At 73.7% G+C, this 17,622-nt stretch carries 15 protein-coding genes; 8 read left to right on the forward strand and 7 right to left on the reverse strand.

All coding sequences use genetic code 11. The annotated features are described in order from the left end of the window. Positions 1–72: 72 nt before the first annotated feature. The 3 genes from OG309_RS15610 to OG309_RS15620 form a co-directional block, all read right to left on the reverse strand. On the reverse strand, positions 73–1,197 hold the full coding sequence (locus OG309_RS15610) for an LLM class flavin-dependent oxidoreductase (protein WP_329421414.1): 1,125 nt from the start codon (positions 1,195–1,197) through the stop codon (positions 73–75). Positions 1,198–1,306: 109 nt separating this feature from the next. Then, positions 1,307–2,068, reverse strand: a complete 762-nt coding sequence (locus OG309_RS15615) for an SDR family NAD(P)-dependent oxidoreductase (protein ID WP_329421416.1) — start codon at positions 2,066–2,068, stop codon at positions 1,307–1,309. Positions 2,069–2,087: 19 nt separating this feature from the next. Continuing rightward, the gene (locus OG309_RS15620; protein WP_329421418.1) at positions 2,088–3,008 is read right to left on the reverse strand and encodes an LLM class F420-dependent oxidoreductase; all 921 of its coding nucleotides are present in this window, start codon (positions 3,006–3,008) and stop codon (positions 2,088–2,090) included. Positions 3,009–3,223: 215 nt separating this feature from the next. Between OG309_RS15620 and OG309_RS15625 the strand changes: the two genes are divergently transcribed. After that, positions 3,224–3,700 (forward strand): DUF2690 domain-containing protein, encoded by a 477-nt coding sequence (locus OG309_RS15625; RefSeq protein ID WP_329421420.1) that lies wholly within the window; start codon positions 3,224–3,226, stop codon positions 3,698–3,700. A 91-nt stretch (positions 3,701–3,791) separates the two neighbouring features. Further along, positions 3,792–4,268 (forward strand): DUF2690 domain-containing protein, encoded by a 477-nt coding sequence (locus tag OG309_RS15630; protein ID WP_329421421.1) that lies wholly within the window; start codon positions 3,792–3,794, stop codon positions 4,266–4,268. Between the two features lie 99 nt (positions 4,269–4,367). Here the strand turns inward: OG309_RS15630 and OG309_RS15635 are convergent, their stop codons facing one another. Next, positions 4,368–5,585 (reverse strand): amidohydrolase family protein, encoded by a 1,218-nt coding sequence (locus tag OG309_RS15635; RefSeq protein ID WP_329421422.1) that lies wholly within the window; start codon positions 5,583–5,585, stop codon positions 4,368–4,370. A gap of 145 nt (positions 5,586–5,730) precedes the next feature. On the opposite strand from OG309_RS15635, the gene OG309_RS15640 reads away from it, so the two are divergent. Continuing rightward, positions 5,731–8,853 (forward strand): AfsR/SARP family transcriptional regulator, encoded by a 3,123-nt coding sequence (locus OG309_RS15640; RefSeq protein WP_329421423.1) that lies wholly within the window; start codon positions 5,731–5,733, stop codon positions 8,851–8,853. 264 nt (positions 8,854–9,117) lie between these two features. Then, complete coding sequence (locus OG309_RS15645) at positions 9,118–9,339, forward strand: hypothetical protein (protein ID WP_329421424.1); 222 nt, start codon at positions 9,118–9,120, stop codon at positions 9,337–9,339. 410 nt (positions 9,340–9,749) lie between these two features. On the opposite strand, the gene OG309_RS15650 is transcribed toward OG309_RS15645, so the two are convergent. After that, on the reverse strand, positions 9,750–11,285 hold the full coding sequence (locus OG309_RS15650) for a FadD3 family acyl-CoA ligase (protein WP_329421425.1): 1,536 nt from the start codon (positions 11,283–11,285) through the stop codon (positions 9,750–9,752). Positions 11,286–11,371: 86 nt separating this feature from the next. Between OG309_RS15650 and OG309_RS15655 the strand changes: the two genes are divergently transcribed. From OG309_RS15655 to OG309_RS15665, 3 genes are read left to right on the forward strand one after another with little or no spacing between them, the layout of a single operon-like run. Further along, positions 11,372–12,514: a lipid-transfer protein gene (locus OG309_RS15655; protein WP_329421427.1), complete on the forward strand. Its 1,143-nt coding sequence runs from the start codon at positions 11,372–11,374 to the stop codon at positions 12,512–12,514. 5 nt (positions 12,515–12,519) lie between these two features. Next, positions 12,520–12,957, forward strand: a complete 438-nt coding sequence (locus OG309_RS15660) for a Zn-ribbon domain-containing OB-fold protein (protein ID WP_329421429.1) — start codon at positions 12,520–12,522, stop codon at positions 12,955–12,957. Then, a complete protein-coding gene (locus OG309_RS15665) occupies positions 12,954–13,736 on the forward strand; it encodes an enoyl-CoA hydratase/isomerase family protein (RefSeq protein ID WP_329421431.1) in 783 nt (260 codons plus the stop codon). The genes OG309_RS15660 and OG309_RS15665 overlap by 4 nt, the downstream gene beginning before the upstream one ends. Here OG309_RS15665 and OG309_RS15670 read toward each other — a convergent pair. Beyond that, the gene (locus OG309_RS15670; RefSeq protein ID WP_329421432.1) at positions 13,723–14,319 is read right to left on the reverse strand and encodes a hypothetical protein; all 597 of its coding nucleotides are present in this window, start codon (positions 14,317–14,319) and stop codon (positions 13,723–13,725) included. The genes OG309_RS15665 and OG309_RS15670 overlap by 14 nt on opposite strands. Before the next feature lie 122 nt (positions 14,320–14,441). On the opposite strand from OG309_RS15670, the gene OG309_RS15675 reads away from it, so the two are divergent. Next, on the forward strand, positions 14,442–15,071 hold the full coding sequence (locus tag OG309_RS15675; RefSeq protein WP_329421434.1) for a hypothetical protein: 630 nt from the start codon (positions 14,442–14,444) through the stop codon (positions 15,069–15,071). Positions 15,072–15,111: 40 nt separating this feature from the next. Here OG309_RS15675 and OG309_RS15680 read toward each other — a convergent pair whose 3' ends face one another. After that, complete coding sequence (locus tag OG309_RS15680) at positions 15,112–17,553, reverse strand: outer membrane protein assembly factor BamB family protein (RefSeq protein WP_329421436.1); 2,442 nt, start codon at positions 17,551–17,553, stop codon at positions 15,112–15,114. Between the last annotated feature and the right edge of the window lie 69 nt (positions 17,554–17,622).

Genomic DNA, 17,622 nt, shown 5'->3' on the forward strand with positions numbered 1-17,622 from the left:
CGGGGCGGCGGTCCGGGAAGACGCCACCCCGCGCTTCTGGTACGGGACCTCCGGGCCCCGGGCCCTGGTCCGTCAGGCGTTCGTGCCCTGGCGGAAGCGGGTGGTGCGGTGGACCGGGTCCGTGTCGATCTCGGGGATCACGTGCTCGCCGATGAGCTTGATGGAGTTCATCGTGTCCTCGTACGAGATCCCGATCGGCAGGCCGAAGGAGAGCTGGTCGGCGCCCGCCTGCTCCCAGCGCTTGCACTGGGCCAGCACCTCGCTCGGGTCACCGCAGATCATCAGCTCCTCGGCGATGAGGAGTTCGATGATCTCGGCCGAGTACTCGGGGAGCAGCTCGGGCCACTCGGGGATGCCCTCGGGCCGGGGGAAGGTGTCGTGGTAGCGGAAGAGCAGCGACTGGAGGTAGTTGAGCCCGCCGCCGACGGCGATCTCGACGGCCTTGTCGTGGGTCTCGGCGCAGATCGCCGTGGAGGTCACCATGACGTTGTCGTTGACGAAGTCGCCGACCGCCTTGGCCTCCTTGATCGCGTTCTTGTAGGACTCGACGACCCACTCCATGTCGGAGACCTTCTGCACGCTGAAGCCGAGGACGCCGAGCCCCTTCTTCCCCGCCATGGCGTACGAGGCGGGGGAGCCGGCCGCGTACCACATGGCCGGGTGGGACTTGCCGTACGGCTTGGGCAGGATCTTGCGGGGCGGGAGCGACCAGTGCTTGCCCTGGAACCCCTCGTACTCCTCCTGGAGCCACATCTTGGGGAACTCGGCGATGGTCTCTTCCCAGATCTCCTTGGTGTGGTTCATGTCCGTGATGCCCGGGAAGAAGCCGAGGATCTCGTGGGAGCCGGCGCCGCGCCCGGAGCCGAACTCGAAGCGGCCGCCGGAGAGGTGGTCGAGCATGGCGACCTTCTCGGCGACCTTCACCGGGTGGTTGACCTGGGCGAGCGGGTTGAAGATGCCGGAGCCGAGGTGGATGCGCTCGGTGGCGTGGGCGAGGTAGCCGAGGTAGACGTCGTTGGCGGAGAGGTGGGAGTACTCCTCCAGGAAGTGGTGCTCGGAGGCCCAGGCGTACTTGAACCCGGACCTGTCCGCCTGGATGACGTACTCGGTCTCCTCCATGAGGGCCTTGTGCTCGGCTTCGGGATCGGTCTCGGCCCGCTTGCCGACGTATCCCTGTACGAAGATCCCGAATTCCACGGAAGTTCACCGTCCTCGTGAGTTTCTGACGAATCGTCAGATCAGCGATGTGCCCGACTTTCGCACCGCGCGACGGGTGCGTCAATACCTGATGGTGTGTCAGAAACACTCAGAAGAGGCTGACCCCGGCCAGCCAGCCGCCGTCGATGACGAAGGGCTGGCCCGTGATGTACGCGGAGTCCTCGCCGGTCAGGAAGAGCGCGAGGGCCGCCACCTCCTCCGGCCGCCCGATCCGCCCCAGCGGCACCAGCTTCCGGTAGAGCTCCGCCGTGGCCGTCGGGTCGACGCCCTCCGGGTTGCTCATGGCGGTGTCGATGGCCCCCGGGCAGACCGCGTTCACCCGGATCCCCCTCGCCGCCAGCTCCAGCGCGGCCACCCGGGTGAGCCCCAGCACGGCGTGCTTGCTCGCCGCGTAGGCGCCGACGCCCGCCATCCCCGTCACGCCCGTGTACGAGGCGGTGTTCACGATCGTGCCGCCGCCGGCCGCCGCGATCTCCGGCGCCACGGCCTTCATGCCGAGGAAGCAGCCGACCTGGTTGACCCGCACGATCGCCTCGAACTCGTCCAGCGGCGTCGACACCAGCTCGTTGAAGCGCAGGATGCCCGCGTTGTTCACCAGGCCGTCGATCCGCCCGAAGCGGTCCTTCGCGGCGGCGACCGCGGCCGCCCACTCCGCCTCGGCGGTGACGTCCAGGTGCACGTAGTGCGCCCGGTCCTCCCCCAGCTCCTTGGCGAGCGCCTCGCCGGGGCCGTCCAGGACGTCCCCCAGGACCACCCGGGCCCCCTCGGCGGCGAAGAGCCGCGCCTCCTGCTCGCCCTGCCCGCGCGCCGCGCCCGTGATGACGACGACGCGCCCGTCCAACTTGCCCATGCGGTGACTCCTTCTGGTCCTAGGTGAGGTGCGGGGCGACCTCGGCGGCGAAAGCGCCCATCTGGTCGATGAGTTCGGCCCGGCTCCGGCAGCGGAACCGCACCTGGATCTGGTCCACGCCCATCTCCCCGTACGCGCGCAGCGACTCGGCGAGCGCCTGCGGCTTGCCGGTCAGGGTGCGCCGCCCGGTGTCCCAGTCGGGCTGCCCCACGTACAGCGGCTCGGCGATCGCCCCGACGGTGAGCGGCGCCTCGACGCCGGCCTCCTCGCGCAGCCGCCGCAGCCGGGCGATCTGCTCGGGCAGCCGGCCGCGCGGGTCGCCCTGCGGCAGCCAGCCGTCCCCCTTGACCGCGGCCCTGCGCACGGCGGCGGGCGAGGAGCCGCCGATCCAGACCGGGACGCGCTCCTGCGCGGGGCGGGGCCGCTGCCCGAGGTCCCGGAAGGAGAAGCGCTCGCCGCTGTGCTCCGGGAACTCCTCGGGCCCGAGGGCCGCCCGCAGCGCGTCGACGGTCTCGTCGAGCACGCCGCCGCGCCCCGCGAAGTCCACCCCGAGCGTCTCGAACTCCTCCTCCAGGTGCCCGGCCCCGACCCCGAGGACGAGCCGCCCGCCGGAGAGGTGGTCGAGGGTCGCGTAGGCCTTGGCCGAGACCAGCGGGTGGCGCAGCCCGACGAGGGCGACGTGGGAGAGCAGCCGGACCCGCTCGGTGGCCGCCGCCAGGAACGAGAGGGTGGCCACCGGGTCGTACCAGATGGTGCTCATCGCCCCGGCGAGCCGGCGCGGGACGGCGACGTGCTCGCAGCTCGCGATGTAGTCGAAGCCGAGCGCGTCGGCGGCGCGGGCGACCGCGAGGAGGTCGTCGGGGCCCGCGGCGGCCTCCCAGGGCTCGGCGTAGATCGTGCTCTGGGACTGGACGGGCAGCTGCATGCCGTAGACCACCATGGGGACCCCCTCATCTGACACTCCGTCAGTTACGACGACGGCCCCATGCTGTCTTCTGACGCGTCGTCAGGCAAGGGGTGTGCACCGGGTCCGCGCGCCGGGAACCCCGGCCGCGCTTTTGTCCAAGACCGCGGGCGGGCCCGTGCGGCACGGTGGGTCCGGCAGCCCCCGCCCCTCCCCGTGGCCCACCCGGGCCCTCGTCGAACGGACCGCCCATGCGTACCCTGCTGCGCCGCGCCGCCCAGGCCGGCACCGCCCTGCTCCTCGCCGCCGGCGCCCTCGGCCTCACCGGGGGCTCCGCCCAGGCAGCGACCTACGACGGCGCCGACCCGGCCTCCACCTACTGCGGCGGCACCACCAGCACGCCGCGCTCGGCCGCCCTCTACGACCCGCGGTTCGGCAACCACGTGGGCACCATCGACCTGCGCTACAACTCGGGCTGCCGCACGGTGTGGGCGCGGATCACCCTGGACAGCCCCCAGGGCTGGTGCGGCAACTCCGCCGCCGGGCAGCCCTGCGCCACGGCCGAGGTCATCCGGAACTCCGACGGGGCGAGCCTCTCCTGCCAGGTGCCGCAGGGCGGCACCTCCTGCTACACCCGCATGCTCAACGACGCCGGGGTGAGCTCCTACGCGCAGGGCATCACCTACACCTCGGGCGGCCTCAAGTACACGCAGACCGGCTCCTACTGAGCCGTCGCGACCGGCCACCGGCCGGGGCGACACCCGCAGCACCCCAGACCCACCCCCCTGCCCGACATCCCTTCACCGAACGGACCTCGCCATGCGCTCCCTGATCCGCCGCACCGCCCAGGCCGGCACCGCCCTGCTCCTCGCCGCCGGCGCCCTCGCCCTCACGGGCGGCTCCGCCCAGGCCGCCACCTACGACGGCGCCGACCCCGCCTCCACCTACTGCGGCGGCACCACCAGCACGGTGAAGTCGGCCACCATCTACGGGCCGAACGACAGCTACAACCGCGGCACCATCGAGCTCCGCTACAACTCCGCCTGCCGCACCACCTGGGCGCGGATCACGCTGACCAACCCCCAGGGCTGGTGCGGCAACGCCTCGGCCGGCGTGGCCTGTGCGCTGGCCCAGGTCACCCGGAACTCCGACGGGCGCACCTACTCCTGCCACGTGCCGCAGGGCAGCACCTCCTGCTACACGCCCATGGTCAACGACGCCGGCGTGACCTCCTACGCCTACGCCGAGCTCGACTGGGCGTCCGGCGTCTCGCACACCTACACCGGCTCCTACTGAGCCGTACCCGCCGAACCCCCGCCCGGTCCGCCTCCCTCGGCGGGCCGGGCGGGCCCTTTCCGGCGCGGGCCGGTGCGCGGACCGGCCCGCCGTCCGCCGCTACGGGCGCCAGAGGCCGTCCTCGGTCAGGCCCAGCAGGTCGATCGCGTTGCCGCGCACGATCCGCTCCACCACGTCCGGCGCCAGGTGGCCCATCTGCGCCTCGCCGACCTCGCGGGACTTGGGCCAGGTGGAGTCCGAGTGCGGGTAGTCGGTCTCGTAGAGGACGTTGCCCACCCCGATGGCGTCGAGGTTGCGCAGCCCGAAGGCGTCGTCGAAGAAGCAGCCGAAGACGTGCTCGGCGAACAGCTCCGACGGCGGGCGCAGCACCTTCTCGGCGACCCCGCCCCAGCCGCGGTTCTCCTCCCACACGACGTTCGCGCGCTCCAGGATGTACGGGATCCACCCGATCTGCCCCTCGGCGTACATGATCCGCAGGTGGGGGAAGCGCTCGAACTTGCCGCTCATCAGCCAGTCGACCATCGAGAAGCAGCAGTTGGCGAAGGTGATGGTGGAGCCGACGGCCGGCGGGGCGTCGGCGGACGTGGACGGCATCCGGCTGGAGGAGCCGATGTGCATCGCGATGACGGTGCCGGTCTCGTCGCAGGCGCGCAGGAACGGGTCCCAGTGGTCGGTGTGGACCGAGGGCAGCCCGAGATGCGGCGGTATCTCGGAGAACGCGACCGCGCGCACGCCCCGGGCCGCGTTGCGGCGGACCTCGGCGGCGGCGAGCTCCGGGTCCCACAGCGGGATCAGGGTCAGCGGGATGAGCCGGCCCCGCGCCTCGGGGCCGCACCACTCCTCGACCATCCAGTCGTTGTAGGCGCGGACGCCGAGGAGACCGAGTTCACGATCGGCGGCTTCTGTGAAGGTCTGACCACAGAATCGGGGGAAGGTCGGGAAGCAGAGCGCCGACTGGACGTGGTTGACGTCCATGTCGGCGAGCCGCTCGGGCACGGAGTACGAGCCGGGCCGCATCTGCTCGTAGGTGATGACCTCCAGCCTGATCTCGTCGCGGTCGTAGCCGACGGCGGTGTCGAGCCGGGTCAGCGGACGGTGCAGGTCCTCGTAGACCCACCAGTCGCCTATGGGGCCTTCGTCCCCTTTGGCGCCCATGACGGGGGCGAACTTTCCGCCCAGAAAGGTCATTTCCTTCAGGGGGGCGCGGACGACCCGGGGGCCGGCGTCGCGATAGCGGGACGGGAGCCGGTCCTGCCAGACGTGCGGGGGCTCCACGGTGTGGTCGTCCACCGAGATGATCTTGGGGAAGCTCTCCATGCGTTTCACGGTAGCGCCGATCTGACGGTTCGTCAGCTCATAGGCTTCTCCTCGATGCCGGATCGGCCGACCCGATGCTGACGCGCGCCCTCCGGACAAGGCAGACTGTCTTGGGCGAAACCAGCGGTACGGGCAGGGGGAGCTAATGGACCGTGAGAACGGGCCGCGGGTTCCGGAGCAACGCACTCCGGCGACGGTTTCCGAAGGGCCCGGCAGCGGGCCGGCCGAGGAACCGCGCTCCCGCGTGCCCGGAGACGGGACCGACGGGAGGGTCGGGACGGACAGGACGAACGGGTCGGGCGGCACGGACGGCACCACCGGCACCCCTGCTCCCGGAACCGGCTCCGCGGCCGACACCGTCGTCGCCGACTCCCTCCGGTTCGGCGTCCTCGGGCCCGTACGGGCCTCGCGCGGGGACCAGGTGCTGCCCACCGGGTCGCCGCAGCAGCGGGCGCTGCTCGCCGCGCTGCTGCTGCGCGACGGACGGACCGCCACCGCCGGTGAGCTGATCGACGCGATCTGGGGCGAGGAGTCGCCCTCGCAGGCGCTCGCCGCGGTCCGCACGTACGCCTCCCGGCTGCGCAAGATCCTCGACCCCGGCGTCCTCGTCAGCGACTCCGGCGGCTACGCCCTGCGCACCACCGGCCCCGGCCTCACCCTCGACCTCGCCGAGGCCCACGAGCTCGCCGCCGAGGCGGACCGGCTGCGCGCCGCCGGGCAGCGCGGCGCCGCCCGCGACCTGCTCGCCCAGGCGCTCGGCCTCTGGGAGGGCGAGACCCTCGCCTCCGTGCCCGGACCGTACGCCGAGACCCAGCGCACCCGCCTGGAGGAGTGGCGACTGCGGCTCCTGGAGACCCGGCTCGACCTGGACCTGGAGGTCGGCGCCCACGCCGAGGCCGTCTCCGAGCTGACCGCGCTCACCGCCGCGCACCCGCTGCGCGAGCGCCTGCGCGAACTCCTCATGCTCGCGCTCTACCGCTCCGGCCGCCAGGCCGAGGCCCTCGCCGTGTACGCCGACACCCGCCGCCTCCTCGCCGACGAACTCGGCGTCGACCCCAACCCCGAACTCTCCAAGCTCCAGCAGCGCATCCTCCAGGCCGACGCCGAGCTCGCCCGGCCCGTCGACGCGCAGCCCCCGGCCGCCGCGCCCGTCGCCCGCCCCGCCCAGCTGCCCGCCACCGTGCCCGACTTCACCGGCCGCGCCTCCTTCGTCCGGGAGCTGGGCGGCCGGCTCGCCAGCGCCGAGGGGCACGTCATGGCCGTCTCGGCGCTCGCCGGGATCGGCGGCGTCGGCAAGACCACCCTCGCCGTGCACGTGGCCCACGAGGCCCGCCCGCACTTCCCCGACGGGCAGCTCTACGTGGACCTCCAGGGCGCCGGTTCGCGGGCGGCGGCCCCGGAGACCGTCCTCGGCGCCTTCCTGCGGGCCCTCGGCACCCCCGACTCCGCCATCCCCGACTCGCTCGACGAGCGGGCCGCGCTCTACCGCTCCACGCTCGACGGCCGCCGCGTCCTGGTGCTGCTCGACAACGCCCGGGACGCCGCCCAGATCCGGCCCCTGCTGCCCGGCACGGCCGGCTGCGCCGCGCTCGTCACCAGCCGCATCCGCATGGTCGACCTGGCCGGCGCGCACCTCGTCGACCTGGACGTGATGTCCCCCGAGGAGGCGCTCCAGCTCTTCACCCGGATCGTCGGCACCGAGCGCGTCCACTCCGAGCGCGAGGCCGCCCTCGACGTCGTCGCCGCCTGCGGCTTCCTGCCGCTGGCCATCCGCATCGCCGCCTCCCGGCTGGCCGCCCGCCGCACCTGGACGGTCTCCGTGCTCGCCGCCAAGCTGGCCGACGAACGGCGCAGGCTCGACGAGCTCCAGGCCGGCGACCTCGCCGTCAAGGCCACCTTCGAGCTCGGCTACGGCCAGCTGGAGCCCGCCCAGGCCCGGGCGTTCCGGCTGCTCGGCCTCGCCGACGGGCCCGACATCTCGCTGGCCGCCGCCGCCGCCGTCCTGGACCTGCCGGAATGGGAGACGGAGGACCTCCTGGAGGCCCTCGTCGACACCTCCCTCGTCGAGTCCGCCGCGCCGGGCCGCTACCGCTACCACGACCTCGTACGGCTCTACGCGCGTGCCTGCGCCGAGCGCGACGAACAGCCCCCGGCCGAACGGGAGCTGGCCCTCTCCCGCCTCCTCGACTTCTACCTGGCCACGGCCTCCCGGGTGTACGCCCTGGAGCGGCCCGGCGACCGGCTCGTCGACCACCTGGAGGCCACCGCCTACCAGGGCCTCACCTTCACCGACCGGCACGCCGCCCAGGACTGGCTCTACGCCGAGGCCAACTGCCTGCTGGCCTGCGTCCGCCAGTCGGCGGCGACGGCCGGGACGCTGCGGCGGGCGGTGGACCTGCTGTGGGCGGCGCTCGACCTGGGCGAGTCCGGTACGAACGCGAAGGAGTTCGAGGCGATCGCCTCGGGCGTCCGGGACGCGGCGCACGGGTCCGGGGACGTGCGCGCCGAGGGCCGGGCCCTCATGGCGCTGGCCGGCATCCACCACACCGCGGGCCGCTTCGAGGAGGCCGACCGCGACGCGACGCTGTCGCTGCGCTGCGCGGAGGCGGCCGGGGACCCGCTGCCCGCCTGCTGGTCGGCCAACGCGCGCGGCATCATCGCGCTCTACCAGAACCGGTTCGAGGAGGGCGAGGTGCATCTCGCCCAGGCCATCGAGCGGTTCCGCGGCATCGGCGACCGGCCCGGCGAGGCCAGTGCCCTGTGCAACCTGTCCCGGATCCACCTGGCCACCGGCCGCACCGCGCAGGCGATCGCCCTCGCCGAGGAGGGCACGGCGATCTACGACTCGATCGGGCACTCGCTGCGCGGCGCCAACGGGCGCTACGCGCTGGGCCTCGCGCTCACCGAGGCCCGCCAGCTCGGCCCGGCCGTGGACCGGCTGCGGGAGGCGCTGGAGGTGTTCCGGGACAGCCGGCAGCGCCTGTGGGAGGGCATGACCCTGTTCCGTCTCGCGGAGGTGGACATCGCCGCGCGGCGGCCCGCCCAGGCGGCGTCCAACGCCGAGATGGCGCTCACGGTCCTGCGGGGCATCGGCGGCGAGTGGCGCCGCGCCAACGTGCTGACGGTCCTCGGGCGGGCCCTCGGCGGCATCGGCCAGTCGGGGCGCGCCCAGGTCTGCTGGCGTGAGGCGCTGGACGTCTTCGACGGGCTCGGCTCCCCCGAGGCGGCCGAGGTCCGGGAGCTCCTGAACGTCAGCAGCGCGGCCTGACCGACGGACCCCGGAGACGGTCCGGCCGTGCGCGCCGGACCTGCCCCCACACCCCCGGCCTGCGCGTTCATCGTTCGTTTATCGCCGAACGGCACGATAGGTCCTGTCGATCCGTCGCGTCGGGGGGCAGACGGGTCACCGGCAAGGTCGTCACCGCTGGCAACTAGGGTGAGCGGCCACGAAGGATCCGTCCGGCTGGTTCACGGGGGAGCGGCCGGACGGATCGAGTGCCGAATCCCCACCCTTCAGGCAGGAGCAGACGAGATGAGCAACCCGATCGAGCAGAACCCGGTCGTCAAGCCTCAGGACATGCACGCCACGGGCGGCACCGAGAGCGAGATCGTGACGAAGGACATGCACGCCACGTCCGAGCCCGCGATCGACGCCATCACCGCGAAGGTCACGGGCAAGGGCACCGGCGACATCACGACCATGGACATGCACGCCACGTCCGAGCCTGCCAAGCCGGCCAAGCCGGCCATCTGAGCCACACGCCACGGGGACGGTTCCGGCGGCGCCATCGGGGGAGTCGCCGGGGCCGTGGTCGTCCGCAGAGCAAGACCGCACCGGTTCGGGGGACGCCCCCGGGTCGGGGGGATCCGAGGGGCACGGTCCGGTGCGGTGGGGGGCGGGCGACCGCAGGACGGAGGGGCCCGGGCTTCACGCCCGGGCCCCTCCGTCGCACGTCGCGGGGGTGCGGACGGCGGCGGACCTGACGAAGTACGCCACCGGATCTCGCACTCGCGTTCGACGTCCGCGATGATCGATCATGTTCGGAAGGGCAGGCGGTGGGGACCGTCCGCCCGACCAGGACGAGGCACGCCACGCGCGCGCAGGGGGGAGGGCCTGGACCGGCACAACCGGTCCAGGCCCTTTTGCGTGCCGCCGCGCGGCCCTCAGCGGCCGCGCAGCTCGCCCTTCACCACCTTGCCGCTCGCGTTGCGCGGCAGCTCCGCGACGAACTCGACCTCGCGCGGCACCTTGTAGTTGGCCATCTCGCGGCGGGACCAGGCGATCAGGTCGTCCGCCGTCAGCGTCGAACCCGGGCGGCGGACCGCGAAGGCCTTGCCGACCTCGCCGAGGCGGGGGTCGGGGACGCCGACGACGGCGACGTCGGCGATGTCGGGGTGCAGGCCGAGGAGTTGCTCGATCTCCGCCGGGTAGGCGTTGAAGCCGCCGACGATGAACATGTCCTTGATCCGGTCGGTGATCCGCAGGTTCCCGGACTCGTCCAGGACGCCCACGTCGCCGGTGTGCAGCCAGCCCTCCGGGTCGATCGCCGCCGCCGTCGCCTCCGCGTCCTCGAAGTAGCCGGCCATCACGTGGAAGCCGCGGACCAGGACCTCGCCCGTCTCGGAGAGGCGCAGCTCCGTACCCGGGACGGCGCGGCCGGAGGTGCGCGCGATGACCTCGGCCGGGTCGCCGCGTCGGCACATCGTGACGAAGCCGCTCGCCTCGGAGAGGCCGTACGCGGTGAGGACCGTGCCGACGCCCAGCTCCGTGCGCAGGCGCTCCACCAGCTGGAGCGGGACCACCGCCGCGCCGGTGACGACCAGGCGCAGCGAGGACAGGTCGTACGTGCCGCGGGCCGGGTGGTCGAGGAGGGACTGGTGGAGGGTGGGCGGGCCGGGCAGGACGGTGATCCGCTCGGCGGTGATGTGGGCGAGGACCGTGTCCACGTTGAAGACGGGCTGCGGCACCATCACCGCCCCGCGCTGGAGGCAGGCGATGACGCCGGCCTTGTAGCCGAAGGTGTGGAAGAAGGGGTTCACGATCAGATAGCGGTCGCCCTCGCGCAGCCCCGCGAGCTCGCTCCACAGGGCGTAGCAGCGCAGGGTCTGCCCGTGGGTGATGACGGCGCCCTTGGGGCGCCCGGTGGTGCCGGAGGTGTAGATGATGTCCGAGGGGTCGGAGGGGGAGACCGTGGCGGCCCGGGTCCACACGTCGGCGGCCGGGACGTCGTTCCCCTCCGAGAGGAAGGACTTCCAGGTGGCGTAGCCGGGGTCGTCGGGCGCCGTGTCGCCGAAGACCACCACCCGCTCCAGGTCCGGCAGTTCCACGCCCGCGCGGCGCAGCGAGGCCACGTACGAGGTGCCGAGGAAGGTGCCGGTGACGAAGAGCAGCCGGGCCCGCGAGCGGGCCAGCACGTCGGCGGCCTCGGCGCCCTTGAAGCGGGTGTTGAGCGGGACGAGGACGGCGCCCGCGGTGACCGCGCCGAGGGCGGAGACGATCCAGTCGAGGGTGTTGGGCGCCCAGATCCCGACCCGGTCCCCGGCTCGTATCCCGGTGGCGAGACAGGCGGCCGCCGCGCGTTCGACGCGCTCGCCGAGTTCGGCGTACGTGATCCGCGTGCGGCCGTCGACGACCGCCTCGCGCTCCGCGTACCGCTCGGCCGACCGGCGCACCAACTCCGGTATCGAGCTCCACTCCATCGCCCACCCCTCCCGTAGCTGACTATCCGTCAGATTAGCTGTAGCCTGACGCGCTGTCAGCAGTGCTGCCGGGCCGGGAGGACCACGTGCTCAAGGACGCAACAGCCATCGTCGGGATAGGCCAGACCCCCTTCGCCAAACAGCTCCCGGAGTCCGAGCGGACCCTCGCCTGCCGGGCGATCCTCGCCGCCCTCGACGACGCGGGCATCGCCCCCTCCGAGGTCGACGCCTTCGCCTCGTACACCATGGAGGAGACCGACGAGGTCGAGGTGGCCAAGGCCATCGGCGCCGGCGACGTCACCTTCTTCTCCAAGGTGGGGTACGGCGGCGGCGGCTCCTGCGCCACCGTCGGGCACCTCGCCGCCGCCATCGCCTCCGGGCAGGCCACCGTCGGCGTCGCCTGGCGCTCCCGCAAGCGCGGCAGCGGGCCGCGCCCCTGGAAGAACACCGCCGTCCAGCTGCCCACCCCCGGCCAGTGGACCCGCCCCTTCGGACTGCTCCGCCCCGCCGACGAGATCGGCATGCTCGCCCGCCGCTACATGCACGAGTACGGCGCCACCCGCGACCACCTCTTCAACGTGGCCCTCGCCTGCCGCAACCGGGCCAACCAGAACCCCGCCGCGATGATGTACGAGCGCCCGCTGACCCGCGAGATGTACATGACCTCCCGGTGGATCAGCGAGCCCCTCTGCCTCTTCGACAACTGCCTGGAGACCGACGGGGCGTTGGCCTGCGTCATCGTCTCCGCCGAGCGGGCCCGCGACTGCCGGCAGAAGCCCGTCTACGTGCACTCCGTCGCCCAGGGCCTGCCCGCCCAGCACCACGGCATGGTCAACTACTGGAACGACGACCCGCTCTCCGGCCCCGCCTGGACCGCCGCCCGACACCTGTGGAAGCAGGCCGACTTCGGGCCCGAGGACGTCGACGTCGCCCAGATCTACGACGCCTTCACCCCGCTGATCCCGCTCTCCCTGGAGGGCTACGGCTTCTGCGGCCGCGGCGAGGGCGCCGCCTTCACCGAGGGGGGCGCCCTGGAGATCGGCGGCCGGCTGCCCCTCAACACCGGCGGCGGAGGGCTCTCCGAGGCCTACGTCCACGGCTTCAACCTCATCAACGAGGGCGTCAAGCAGCTCCGCGGCGTCTCCACCGCCCAGGTCCCCTCCGCCGCCACCTGCCTGGTCACCGCCGGCGAAGGCGTCCCCACGTCCGCGATCCTGCTGAGGAGCTGAGACCCATGGCCCTGCTCACCCCCGTCACCGACGAGGACGGCGCCCCCTTCTGGGAGTACGCCGCCCGCGGCGAACTCCGCGTCCAGGCCTGCGCCGCCCCCGACTGCGGCGAACTCCGCTTCCCGCCCCGCCCCTGCTGCCCGCACTGCCAGTCCTTCGACAGCGAGTGGCGCCGGATGTCCGGCCGCGGCCGGATCTGGTCCTTCGTCCTCCCCCACCCGCCGCTGCTCCCCGACTACGCCGAACAGGCCCCGTACAACGCGGTCCTCGTCGAGCTCGCCGAAGCCCCCCGCATCCGCCTCGCCGGCAACGTCGTCGCCGCCCCCGACGCCCCGCTGAACTCCGTGGACCCGGCCCGGCTGCGGATCGGCGCCGCCGTGAAGGTGGCGTTCACCGAGATCGACGGGGTCACCGTGCCGCGCTGGCTGCTGGAGCGCGGATGAGCGTCCGGGTGGAGCGGGACGAGGAGACCGGCGTCGCCGTCGTCACCCTCGACCGGGCCGAGAAGCACAACGCCATCACCCTGGAGATGGCCCGCACCCTCGCCGAGACCTGGCGCGGCTTCCGCTACGAGGACGGGATCCGCGCGATCGTCGTCACCGGCGCCGGCGACCGGGCCTTCTGCACCGGCATCGACCGCACCGCCGCCACGGACGTGCCACAGCCCTCCTCCCCCTACACGATCGACGATCCGCTGCTCGCAATCGGCCCCAAGGCCAACGACCTGTGGAAACCGGTGATCGCGGCCGTGGAGGGGATGGCCTGCGGCGGAGCGTTCTACCTGCTCGGCGAGGCCGAGTTCCTGGTGGCCGGCGAGGACGCCGCCTTCTTCGACCCGCACACCGCCTACGGGATGGTCTCCGCCTTCGAGACCATCCACATGGCGCAGCGGATGCCGCACGGGGAAGTCGCCCGGATGGCCCTCATGGGCACCGCCGAACGGGTCTCCGCCCGGCGCGCGTACGAGACCGGCCTGGTCTCCGAGCTGACCGCGACCGGCGGGGCGCTCGCCGCCGCGCGGGGCGCCGCCGCCGTCATCGCCGGCTACCCGACCGAGGCCGTGCAGGGAACGGTGCGGGCCCTGTGGTCGGCCAAGGAGGCCGCCCGCGCCCAGGCCCTCGCCCACGCGCCGCACCTGGTGACGCTCGGGAACCTGCCGCCGGAGCGGCAGGCCGAGCTGTTCGGCGGGCGGGGCGGGACGAAGGGCTTCAGGACGCGGTAGGGGTGGGGGTGGGGGTGCCCTCGGGCTGCCTGCGCACGTCGTACACGTAGCAGTCCTTCACCTTGTCGACGGCCTTCGGGTTCCGCATCGCGACCTCGAAGGTCTTCGTCTCCCCGCCCCCGACCGTCACCACCGTCTCGGCCCCGTCCGCCTTCGAGCCGAGCGAGCCCTTGAACTCCACGACGATCCGGTACGTCCCCGCCGTCGCGTCCCGCGAGGTGATCCGCAGCGTCGCCGTGGTGTCCGCCTTCACGGCCGGCCTGCCCTTGCGCTTCTTCCGCGCGGGCTCCACGCAGTCGACCACCACGACCTCGACACCCGCCGTCGGCGCGGTGCTGGTGGAGGCCGTCGGCGACGGCGTGTACGTGCCGTCGCCCGACCCGCCGCCGTCGTAGTCGTCGTTCCTCTTCTTGGAGCTGGAGCAGCCGCCGCCGCTGTCGCCGCCGCTCTTGCTCTTGCCCGACCTGCTGCCGGACTTGCCGCTGCCGCCACCGTGGCCGCCGCTGCTGCTGGTCTGGAAACCGGTCAGCGCGAGCACCACCACCGTGAGCGTCGCCGCCAGCTTCAGCCGTGTGCGGACCATTCCCCGCTCCCCCGTTCTTCGTCGTGTCCGCGTCACCCTAGTGCCGGCGCCGCGCCACATGGCGGGCCCCCCGCACCCGGCGTAGCGTCGACAGCGAGAGCCGGACCCGAGGAGGCCGATCGATGATCCGCAACGTCGTCGGCTCGGTCCTGGCCCTCGCCGGAGCGACGGCCGCCGTCTGGAGCCCCTTCCGTGCCTGGTACGACGGCCGTCACGGGCGCGACTACGCGATCGACGAGCTCTTCAGCGGCATCACCGACACCAAGTCCTCGGTGATCGGCTCCATCCTGCTGCCCTTCGCCTTCGCCGCGCTGCTCACGGTCCTCGGCGTCGTGCTGCGCTCCCGGCTCCTCGTCGCCCTCGCGGGTCTCGTCGTGCTCGGCTTCACGATCCTGTGGATGGTGCGGGTCGGACAGGCGGAGGGGAGCCTCACCGTCGGCGGCGACGGAACCGGCCTCGGCGACGGCGTCGCCAACGCCCTGGGCGGCGGGGTGCTGCTGCTCCTCGGCGCGCTCGTGATGTCGGGCCGCTCCGCACACCACCGCACCCGGGTCGACCAGGTGCCGCCACACGCCACGTACCCCGCGCACCCGACCCTCGACGGGTCGCCGCAGCCGACCCGGGCGTACGAGACGCAGCCCGAGCAGCCGTACGCGTACGGGCCCCCGGAGACCGCCCCGCCGCCCTCGGCCGACGTGCCCTGGGACCCGGCGCGCGACGAGACGCCGCCGCCCCCGGAGCATCGGGCCTAGGGGGCGGGGGCAGGGTCGCGGGATCGGCTCTCGGGGGTGCTCACGCGCCCCGGTTGGTCGCCGTGCCCTTCACCGCGTCCAGCGCGTACACGCAGCGGTCCTTGCTGCACGCGTACACGACGCCGTTCCTGGCCACCGGCGAGCCGGTGATCTCGCCGCCCGTCGCCAGCTTCCAGCGCAGCTGACCGCCCGTCGCGTCCAGCGTGTACAGGACGTGGTCGGCCGAGCCGAAGTGCACCCGGCCGTCCGCGACGACGGGCGCGCCGATCAGCTCGCCGCCCGCCGCGAACCGCCACTTGGGGGTGCCGGTGACCGCGTCCAGGGTGTAGAGCGCGCTGCCGCTGCCGACATGGACGTTGCCCGCCGCGACCAGGACCGGCTCGGTGGACTGGCGGGGCTCGGTGGCGATCCGCCAGCGGTCCTTGCCGGTGGTCGCGTCGAGCGCGTACACCGTGCCCAGGTGGTCGACGAGGTAGACCCCGCCGCCGGTGACGGCCGGGCCGGGTGCGAAGGCGGGCGGCGCGAGGAAGACGGCCGGCGCCTCGAAGTGCCAGCGGACGTGCCCGCTCGCGATGTCGACGCACAGCACCCGGGTGCCGGCCGCGACGTACACGCAGCCGTCCTCGGCCGGAGCCACCCGCACCGGCACCTGCGCGCAGGACGCGGCATCGCCGACCGGGTACGACCAGCGCTCCACGCCCGTGCGGGCGTCGAGCGCCTGGAGCCGGGCGTCGCGCCACACGTACACGGTGTCGCCGTGCACGGAGGGCCCGCCCTCGGGCGTCTCGAAGTCGGTCTGGGCGCCGGTCACCTCCCACAGCTTGGCGCCGTTGGAGGCCTCCCAGCCCTGGACGCCGCCGCCACGGGTGCCGGTGACCACGGTGCCCCGGTCCACCTGGAGGGAGTACACCCAGGCGTCCGTGTGCAGCCGCCAGCGCTCGCCGCCGTCGAGGGCGTCGAGCGCGTACAGGGTGGGCCCGTCGGAGGCGTGGATCCGGCCGCCGGCGACCGCCATGGACCAGGCCACGTCACGGGTCTTGAACTGGCGCCGGCCGCTCGCCGTGTCCAGGGCGTGCACCTCGAAGGAGGTGACGTAGAGCAGGTCGCCGTCGACGACGGGGGTGCCCCACACGTCGTTGGACATGCGGAAGCGCCAGGGCCGCCAGTGGCCGGGCGCCTCGGGGGCCTGCGGCGCCTGCTGGGCCTCGGGCGCCTGCGCGGGGCCGGGCAGCGGGCGGGAGCCGGGCGGCGGGCCGGGCTCGGAGCCGCCCGCGCCGCCGCCGGGCGGGCGGATCCAGCCGGTGGCGGTGCCCGCGGCGGCACCGAGGCCGACGCCGACGGCGGCCCGGGTGTCGGCGACCCGGGGGCCGGGCCCGATCGGCACGGCCGCGCCGGCCAGCCGTACGGGACCGGCGTCGGGCACCGGGGCGGCGGCGGGACCGGCGTGCCGGCCACCCGGACGGTCGCCGTACGGGTCGGAGGACCGGTCCGCGGACCGGTCGGCGCGCGGGTCGCCGCCCCAGTCGGCGGGCTGCCGGGGCGGGCGCGGCGGCCTCGGCGGCTCGGCCGGGGGCTGCGGGGCGCTGGGACGGCCGCCGCGGCGGGTCTCGATCATGGCGGTGGCGCGCTGCGGCAGCCAGGCGGCCGCCGTACCGCTGTCGTCGCTGCCGGCGCCGAAGAGGTGCGGGGCCAGCTGGGCCTGGAGGTCGGCCGGGCTGGGGCGCTTGCTGACGTCCATCTGCATGCAGGCGTCGATCAGCGGGCGCAGCTCGTCGGGCAGCCCCTCCAGGTCGGGGCCCTCGCGCAGCAGCATGAAGACGGTCTCGACCGGGTTGGCGCCGTGGAACGGGGCGTGCCCGGTGGCGGCGAAGACCAGCATGGAGCCCAGCGAGAAGACGTCGCTCGCGCCGGTGACGCTGCGCGAGTCGCGGGCCTGCTCGGGGGACATGTAGGCCGGGGTGCCGACGGCGACGTTGGTCATGGTCAGGCGCGTGTTGGAGACGCCCGACGCGATGCCGAAGTCGATCACCCGGGGGCCGTCCTCGACGACGAGGACGTTGGAGGGCTTGAGGTCGCGGTGGACGAGGCCGGCGCCGTGGATGGACTGCAGGGCCTCGGCGACGCCGGCCGCGAGCCAGCGCACCGCCTGGGCCGGGAGCGGCCCGCACTCGTTCACTATCTCTTCGAGGGAGGGCGCCGGTACGTAGGCGGTGGCGAGCCACGGCACGGCGGCGCGCGGGTCGGCGTCGACGACGGCCGCCGTGTAGAAGCCGGACACCGCCCGGGCGGCCTCGACCTCGCGGGTGAAGCGGACGCGGAACAGCTGGTCCTCGGCGAGCTCCGTCCGTACCGTCTTGATCGCCACGCGCCGCCCGGACGCCGAGCGCGCGAGATAGACGAGGCCCATTCCGCCCGCACCGAGCCGGCCCAGCACCTCGAAGGGCCCGATCCGTCTCGGGTCGTGCTGCGTCAGCTGCTCCACTTGCCTGCCACCTCCCCGTAGGGCCATGAGGGTACGGCCCCGTGGACCCTGATTGTTCCTGTCCGGGGC

The sequence above is a fragment of the Streptomyces sp. NBC_01268 genome (genome assembly GCF_036240795.1).
GTDB lineage: Bacteria > Actinomycetota > Actinomycetes > Streptomycetales > Streptomycetaceae > Streptomyces.